Origin of the sequence: Streptomyces sp. NPDC004658 (genome assembly GCF_040609555.1) — a bacterium.
GTDB lineage: Bacteria > Actinomycetota > Actinomycetes > Streptomycetales > Streptomycetaceae > Streptomyces.
Map to the genome: position 1 here is coordinate 1 of NZ_JBEXKG010000248.1, position 7,750 is coordinate 7,750.

Sequence of the window (7,750 nt, forward strand, 5' to 3'; positions counted from 1 at the left end):
GGCTCGCCCCGCCCGGACATGCCCCGCGCCGCCCCGGTCCCGTGCACGCCCGCTCCAGCCGATAGGCCCGTACCGCCCCAGGCGGCCGTCGATCGCACCCCGCCCGCTGGTTTCCGACCCGACCGGCCTCCAGCGCCCACGGACCGGCGCCGCCCACGGTGCTGCGCCCCGACCCGGCCGCCGGGCTCGCCCCGGCCGCCAGGGCCCCACCGCCCCACGCCGTCGTCGATCCCCCTCCGCCCGACACCCACCCCACGGGTTGTCGGCCCGCCGCGGGACCGTTCAGGGGAACCCGGTGGGAAGGGGGCGTGACGGTGTCGGGGGTGGTCGAGATCTCTGCCGTGACCGCCGTGACCCTGCCGCTCATTCCGCCCATGCTCGCGACGCCCGGCAGCCTGCCGCCCGCCGCGCAGGACGCTCGGTGGGCGTACGAGACCAAGCAGGACGGCCAGCGGGTGATGGTGTACCTGCCCGGTGACGGCAGTGTGCTGCTGCGCGCCCGCTCGGGCGAGGACATCACCGGGGCCTATCCCGAGCTCCGGCCGCTCGGCGGGGCGCTCGGCACCACCCCCGCCGTGCTGGACGGCGAGGTGCTGGCCCTGGACGAGCGGGGCCGGGCCGACTTCCAGCTGCTCCAGAGCCGGATGGGCCTCGCGCACGCCCCCGCGCGGGCGGCGCGCCGGGCCGCGCAGGTCCCGGTGCACCTGGTGCTGTTCGACGTGCCCTACCTGGAGGAGTCCCTGGTGCGGCTGCCGTACGTCCGGCGGCGGGCACGGCTGGAGGAGCTGCGGCTCGCGGGGCCGTACTGGTCGACACCGGCCGCCGTGACCGGACACGGTGCCGAGGCGCTGGCGGCGACCCGGGAACACGGCCTGGAGGGCCTGGTGTGCAAGCGGCTGGACTCGGTCTACGAGCCCGGCGTGCGCTCCCGCGCCTGGATCAAGATCCGGAACATGCGGGCCGAGGACGTGATCGTCGGCGGCTGGCTGCCCGGCAAGGGGCGGCTGACCGGGCTGCCCGGCGCGGTGCTGGTCGGCCAGCGCGACCCGGAGGGCCGGCTGCGGTACGTCGGCGGGGTGGGCACCGGCTGGAGCGAGGCCGAGCGCATCCGGCTGGCGGACCTGCTGGGGGACGCGGCGAGCGACCGGTGCCCCTTCGACCCCGTGCCGCGCGTCCCCGGCGCCCGCTGGGTGCTGCCCCGGCTGGTGGGCGAGGTCAGCTACAGCACCCGCACCCGGAACGGCATGCTGCGCCAGCCCTCCTGGCTGCGGCTGCGCCCGGACCTCACACCGGAGGAGTCGGCGGCGGACCTGCCCGGGGCGTCCGGCTGAGGCCGGTGGGTCTATCGTGTGCGCATGCCGGTTCCCGAACTGATCCGAATCGTCTCCCGCGACTCGCCCATGGCTCTGGCCCAAGTCGAACGGGTCCGCGCCGAGTTGGCGGTGCTGCACCCGGGCGTGCGCACCGCGGTCGTCCCGGTGAAGACCACGGGTGACAAGTGGCTCGGCGATCTGTCCCAGGTCGAGGGCAAGGGGGCGTTCACCAAGGAGGTGGACGCCGCCCTGCTGGCCGGGGAGGCGGATCTCGCGGTGCACTGCGTGAAGGACGTGCCCGCCGACCGGCCGCTGCCGGCCGGGACGGTGTTCGCCGCGTTCCTGAAGCGGGACGACATCCGGGACGCGCTGGTGCACCCGGGCGGACTCACCCTGGACGAGCTGCCGGCCGGCACCCGGATCGGCACCTCCGCGGTGCGCCGGATCGCCCAATTGGCCGCCACCCACCCGCACCTGGAGTGCGTGCCCTTCCGGGGCAACGCCAACCGACGGCTCGAGAAGCTGGCCGCCGGGGAGGCGGACGCGCTGCTGCTGGCGGTGTCCGGCCTGGAGCGCATCGGCCGCACGGACGTGATCAGCGAGGTGCTGTCCCCGGAGACGATGATGCCGCCGATCGGCGCGGGCATCCTCGCCCTGCAGTGCCGGGAGGACGACACCGACCTGATCGACGCGGTCAGCGGGCTCGGCGACCCGGCCACCCACCGGGAGGCGACGGCCGAGCGGATGTTCCTGCACGTGCTCCAGGGGCACTGCAACAGCCCCATCGCCGGGTACGCGCGCGTGGACCGCAGCGGCGAACTCTCCCTGCGGGCCTGCGTCTTCACCCCGGACGGCAAGACCCGGCTGAACGCCCACGAGTGGGCGGGCCGGCTCGATCCGGCCACCCTCGGCACCTCGGTCGCGGTGGCGCTGCTGCGGCAGGGCGCGCGCGAGATCATCGACGGCATCCCGCACTGAGCGTCGTACGACGCCCCGCGCGGGGCGCGCGTCAGGCGGAACCGGGCTCGGTCTGGTCCCTCAGGAACGCGCTGACCTGGTGGGCGAGGCTGCCCTGCCCGGTGCCGGCGGGTGCGGCCGGGGCTGTCGGCTCCCCGATGCCGATGCCGCCCGCCCACAGCCGGCGCTCGGCCCACTCGTCCTCGACCCGCAGCTGCACCTGCACGTCCACGTGCGTGAGGGCGGCCTCGGGCGCGGCGGCGTAGACGACGGCGGTGGCCCGGCGCAGCGGGTAGACGTCGAAGCCCTCGATGAACTGGGAGTTGCGCCAGTCGATGAAGGCGCCCTCGCCGTCCGGGCCGACGCGCACGTCGATCTGACCGTCCTCCAGATGGATGCCGTAGTGCCGCGCGCCGCGGTTCTCCACGGTCACCCGGACGCTGAAGTACGTCAGCCCGGCGGCGGCGTCGTCCCGTCCGCGCGGCGGCTCGGCCTGCTCCAGGCGGTGGACGCGGACCCGCAGACCGGCATGCTCCTCGTACTCCTGCCAGTCCCCGACCACGTTCGGCTCGTACACAGTGCCCCTCTCGACCTTCGAGAGCTGCTGTCTATCTGTGCGCTCAGCGCACTGTCAAATGAGCGGAATGCGCCGTGGCCAGGGGATTCACCCGCTTTGATCGGTGATCAAGCGCTGCCCAGGAAGAATCCGTCCAGGGGCCCTCGCGGCCGGGTACGCGCGCGTGCCGCACATCACGTCCGCGGCAAGATCAGCGGGCCAGCCGGCCGAGCAGCGCGGAGGCCGCGGTGATGCCCGCCGCGGCGGCCACCGCGAGGACCCCGAAGTCGGCGGCGAGATGCGCGGGCGTACCGAGCAGCAGCCCCCGCAGGGCGTCCACTTGATAGCTCAGCGGGTTGACCTTGCTGACGGCCTGCAGCCAGCCCGGCATCACCGACACGGGGTAGAGGGCGTTGGAGCCGAAGAACAGCGGCATGGTGATCGCCTGCCCGAAGCCCATCAGCCGGTCGCGGCTGAGCACGATCCCCGCGATGGTCATCGACAGGCAGGAGAAGAAGACGGAGGCGAGGACCACCGCGAGGGCGACACCGAGCAGCTTGAGCGGGTTCCAGGTGAGGGCGACGCCGAGCAGCGCGGCGATGACGATCACGACGACCGCCTGGACCAGGGACTTCACCCCGGCCGCGAAGGCCTTGCCGGTGATCAGGGCGGAGCGCGGGGTCGGGGTGACGAGCAGCTTGTTCAGGATGCCCGCGTCCCGCTCCCAGATGATCTGGATGCCGTAGAAGATCGCGATGAACATCGCCGACTGGGCGATGATGCCGGGCGCCAGATAGTCGATGTACGGGACTCCGCCGGTGGGTATCGCCCGGATCCGGGTGAAGGTCTGGCCGAAGATCAGCAGCCACAGGGCCGGCTGGACCGCGCGGGTGTACAGCTCGGTCCGGTCGTGGCGCAGCTTCTGGAGCTCGACGGCGCACAGGGCGACGACCCTGGCGGGCAGCAGCCGCCAGCCCGCGCGCGGCACGGGCGGGGTGAGCAGCAGGGCGGTGCCGTCTCCGGGAGTGCCGTCAGCCGACGCGGTGCGCGGTGCGGCGGGTGCTTCGGACATCGCGGAAACCTCCTCCGGAGTGGTCGTCGAGGCCGCTGCCGGCGACGTCGCGGAAGACGTCCTCCAGCGTGGGCAGGCGGTCGGTGCCCTGCCGTTCGGCGAGGCCCCGGCGCAGCGCCGCCGGGGTGCCGAGGGCGCGCACCCGGCCGCGGTGCATGAGTCCGACCCGGTCGCAGTACTGGTCGGCCTCGTCCATGTAGTGGGTGGTGACCAGGACGGTCATGCCGGTGGCGGCGCGTACGGCGTTGATGTGCTCCCAGACGCCGGTGCGGGCGATCGGGTCCAGGCCGATCGTGGGCTCGTCCAGGATCAGCAGCCGTGGCGCGCTGACCAGGGCCTGGGCCAGTTCCAGGCGGCGGACCATGCCGCCGGAGTAGGTGCCGGCCAGCCGGTCGGCGGCGTCGGCGAGGCCGACGGCGGCGAGGGCCTGGGCGACGCGTGCGGCCCGTTCGCGGCGCGGCACGTCGAAGACGCGGGCGAACAGGGCGACGTTCTCCCGGCCGGTGAGCCCGCTGTCGGCGGACAGCTGCTGCGGGACGTAGCCGAGCAGCCGGCGCACCGCCATCCGCTCCTTGGCGGTGTCGTGCCCGAAGACGCGGACCATGCCGGCGGGGACGGGCAGCAGGGTGGTGATGCAGCGGATGGCGGTGGTCTTCCCGGCCCCGTTGGGTCCCAGCAGCCCGAACACCTCGCCCTCACGGACGGCCAGGTCGAGCCCGTCGACGGCACGGGTGTCACCGAAGGCGTAGGCGAGCCCGGTGCAGGAGACGGCTTCGACGCCGCCACGGGCCGCGACCGCGCAGGGGGCGGCCGGGGCGTCGGAGGGGGCACCGGAGGGGCTCTCCGACGCGCCGCCGACCCGGGACGCGCCGGCCTTGGAGGTACCCGCGACCTCGGAGGTACCGGCGACGTCCGGCCCACCCGCCGTCCCGGATCCGTCGGGCATGTCGCTCGTCATGTTTCCTCGGCCTCCTCGTGCAGCATCACGGCCAGTCTGCGCAGGGCCGGGAGGGCCGCGCGCAGGGCCTCGCGATCGGCCTCGCCGAGCCGGGAGACATGCCGGCCGACGAGTTCGGCCCGGCGGCGCTGCCAGTCCGCGAGCCGCTGCTCGGCGGCCCCGGTCAGCAGCAGCCGGGCGGCCCGCCGGTCGGCAGGGTCGGTCTCGCGGACCAGATAGCCGTCCCGGACGAGCTGGTTGACCAGGGTCGACACCGAGTTTCCGGCCAGGTGCAGCCGGCGTGCGGCGTCCGAGACGCCGATGCCGGGCCGGGACTCCACCAGCCGCAGCAGTTCGACCTCGGCGCCGCGCAGCCGGGGCCCGGTGAGCCCGCCGCGCAGCCGGCGCCGGATCAGCCGCTGGATGCGCACCAGCGCGTCGGCCAGTTCCTCCGGGAAGGCGTCGGCGTTCACACTGTGGAGATTACCTCTGCTACAGAGGTATCGCCTCCCAAGGGCCGGTCAAGACACCGCGTCCGACTCCCCCGATATGTACGAGTTTGTTTTGAGATGCCCGTCAGCGGGAATGGGCACAACAGTGCTTCGGACAGGAGGCACGTCCGTGGGAGCCGGCCCTCGCCGGACGCCCCGGTGTCCTATCCATGGTCCGAGCGCACCTCCCACGGTGTCTGTCATCCAGCACCTGTTGAGAGAGGTGCGCGCGATGCGTGTCACTGGCAGCACGAAACCCCATCCACACGACGACGCCCCGGACACCAGCGGCGCTTTCGAGCGGCTCGCCGGACTGCCCGACGGTCCCGAGCGCCGGGCGCTGCGGGACGAACTCGTCCGCTTGTGGCTCCCCATGGCCGAACGGATCGCCGTACGGTTCCGCGGCCGGGGCGAGGCCCTGGAGGACCTGTACCAGGTGGCCGCACTGGGCCTGGTCAAGGCCGTCGACCACTACGATCCCGAACGCGGCCGGGCCTTCGAGGCCTATGCGGTGCCCACCATCACGGGGGAGATCAAGCGCCACTTCCGCGACCACATGTGGACCCTGCATGTGCCGCGCCGGGTGCAGGACCTGCGCAACCGGGTCCGCGCCGCCACCAAGGAGCTGGCGCAGTCCACACCGGGCCGGGCGCCCACCGTCGCCGAGATCGCCGCGTTCACGCGGCTCAGCGAGGACGAGGTGCGCACCGGCATGGAGGCGCTGGAGTGCTTCTCCGCCCTGTCCCTCGACGCCGAGGTGACCGGCACGGACGGCTACGCCCTGGGCGACTCCCTGGGCGGCCCGGACCCGGGGTACGACCTCGTCGTGGACCGGGCCGCGGTCAAGCCGTGTCTGGAAGCGCTGCCCGAACGCGAGCGCACCATCCTCTACCTGCGGTTCTTCGGCGGCATGACGCAGAGCCGGATCGCCCAGCAGCTGGGCATCTCGCAGATGCACGTCTCCCGCCTGCTCAGCGGCTGCTTCGACCGGCTGCGCGACGAACTGCTCGCGGACGCCCGCGCCCGCTGAGCCCCCCGTTCCCTGGCCCCGGGAGCCCTTCTGCAACGGCTCCCGGGGCCTACTGTCCCTCGGACCCCGGTACCTGGGTGGGGCCGTACCGGTCCAGCGCGTCCTCCAGCTCGGCCCTGACGTCGGCCGGGATGTCGCCGCGCCGCCCCCAGATCAGGATCAGCTCCGCGATGTTGCGCAGCTTGATGTTGGTGTGCTGAGAGACCTCCTTCAGCACCTGCCATCCCTGGTCGGGGGTCACCCGGCCGAGGGCCACGACCATCCCGATCGCCTGGTCGATCACCGCGTGGGAGGTCATGGCCTCCTTCAGCTGGTCGACCTCCGCCTGCAGCGCGGCGATCCGGTCCGGCTCGATCTCTCCCATCCCTCCATCGTGCGCAGGGGCCTGCACCCCCGCCACCCGGGGTACTCGGCAGGCAGCCCACCCGCTTCCGGTTGGACACTGGTGCCAGACCGGTGGCCGCCCGGCCCCGAGAGCAGGACGCGACTGCCATGAACCACGACACCCGCACCGGCGGCGAGCCACGCAGAAAAGAAAAAGAAGTCGTCTCCACCCACTCCGTCTTCGGCGCGCCGTGCTGGGTGAGTCTGACCAGCCGCGATCTCCAGGCCACCCAGGACTTCTACGCGGCCGTCCTCGGCTGGCGCTGGCGTGGCGCCAAGCTCGGCGAGCACTTCCGGATCGCCCTGGCGGACGGGGTCCCGGTGGCCGGGATCGCCGCCGTCGCATCCATGTGGCAGATGGCGGTGGCCTGGACGCCGTACTTCGCCGTGCCGGACGCGGACGTGGCCGTGTCCCGGGTCCGGGAGCGCGGCGGCACGTCGGCGGTCGGACCGCTGTCCTTCCCGCCGGGCCGCGCGGCGCTGCTCGCCGACCGGGACGGGGCCACGTTCGGCATCTGGCAGGGTGAACTGGTCACCAACTGGGAGGCGTGGCGGCAGGCGGCACCGACCTTCGTGCGGCTGCACACCCGGGACGCCTTCGACGCCGCGATGTTCTACGGCGAGGTCCTGGACTGGGCGAGCGGGCTGCCGGGCTGCTGCGAGGTCGAGTACGAGGGCGGCGAGGTGGTGCTGCGCAGCCAGGGTGACGTCGTGGCGCGGATCGACTCGGGCGCGGTCGAGGCGGCCCCGGACCCCTCGGTACGGCCGCACTGGCAGATCCATTTCGCGGTGGGCGACGTGCCCGGCTGCGCCCGCACGGCGGAGAAGCACGGCGGCAGCGTGCTGCGCGAGGAGGACACCGAGGCGATCCTGCGCGATCCGGACGGCGCGCAGTTCACGGTGACGTCCCGCCGGAGCCGTTGAGGCCGGTCCGCGAAACGACGGCGCCGCACCCCCGCCGGGGTGCGGCGCCGTCTTGTCGGTCGGTTCCCTAGCCGGCGGTGCGCGGC

At 73.5% G+C, this 7,750-nt stretch carries 9 protein-coding genes; 4 read left to right on the top strand and 5 right to left on the bottom strand.

The genetic code is table 11. The features are described 5' to 3' along the window. Positions 1-350: 350 nt before the first annotated feature. Positions 351-1,331: an ATP-dependent DNA ligase gene (locus ABZV94_RS38730; protein WP_356349294.1), complete on the top strand. Its 981-nt coding sequence runs from the start codon at positions 351-353 to the stop codon at positions 1,329-1,331. A gap of 18 nt (positions 1,332-1,349) precedes the next feature. Then, positions 1,350-2,291, top strand: coding sequence for a hydroxymethylbilane synthase (gene hemC, locus ABZV94_RS38735; protein ID WP_356349278.1), 942 nt, complete (start codon positions 1,350-1,352; stop codon positions 2,289-2,291). 31 nt (positions 2,292-2,322) lie between these two features. On the opposite strand, the gene ABZV94_RS38740 is transcribed toward hemC, so the two are convergent. From ABZV94_RS38740 to ABZV94_RS38755, 4 genes are all read right to left on the bottom strand, one after another. Then, entirely contained in the window at positions 2,323-2,847 is a 525-nt protein-coding gene (locus tag ABZV94_RS38740; RefSeq protein ID WP_356349281.1) for a hypothetical protein, read from the bottom strand. Positions 2,848-3,037: 190 nt separating this feature from the next. Continuing rightward, positions 3,038-3,898, bottom strand: a complete 861-nt coding sequence (locus ABZV94_RS38745) for an ABC transporter permease (RefSeq protein WP_356349284.1) — start codon at positions 3,896-3,898, stop codon at positions 3,038-3,040. After that, positions 3,858-4,856, bottom strand: coding sequence for an ATP-binding cassette domain-containing protein (locus ABZV94_RS38750; RefSeq protein ID WP_356349286.1), 999 nt, complete (start codon positions 4,854-4,856; stop codon positions 3,858-3,860). Before ABZV94_RS38750 ends, ABZV94_RS38745 begins: the two co-directional genes overlap by 41 nt. Continuing rightward, on the bottom strand, positions 4,853-5,308 hold the full coding sequence (locus tag ABZV94_RS38755) for a MarR family transcriptional regulator (protein ID WP_356349288.1): 456 nt from the start codon (positions 5,306-5,308) through the stop codon (positions 4,853-4,855). The genes ABZV94_RS38750 and ABZV94_RS38755 overlap by 4 nt, the downstream gene beginning before the upstream one ends. A 250-nt stretch (positions 5,309-5,558) precedes the next feature. On the opposite strand from ABZV94_RS38755, the gene ABZV94_RS38760 reads away from it, so the two are divergent. Next, positions 5,559-6,356: an RNA polymerase sigma factor SigF gene (locus tag ABZV94_RS38760; RefSeq protein ID WP_356349291.1), complete on the top strand. Its 798-nt coding sequence runs from the start codon at positions 5,559-5,561 to the stop codon at positions 6,354-6,356. Positions 6,357-6,405: 49 nt separating this feature from the next. On the opposite strand, the gene ABZV94_RS38765 is transcribed toward ABZV94_RS38760, so the two are convergent. Further along, a complete protein-coding gene (locus ABZV94_RS38765; protein WP_356125756.1) occupies positions 6,406-6,720 on the bottom strand; it encodes an ANTAR domain-containing protein in 315 nt (104 codons plus the stop codon). A gap of 128 nt (positions 6,721-6,848) precedes the next feature. On the opposite strand from ABZV94_RS38765, the gene ABZV94_RS38770 reads away from it, so the two are divergent. Then, positions 6,849-7,664: a VOC family protein gene (locus tag ABZV94_RS38770; RefSeq protein ID WP_356349292.1), complete on the top strand. Its 816-nt coding sequence runs from the start codon at positions 6,849-6,851 to the stop codon at positions 7,662-7,664. The last annotated feature ends 86 nt before the right edge of the window (positions 7,665-7,750 follow it).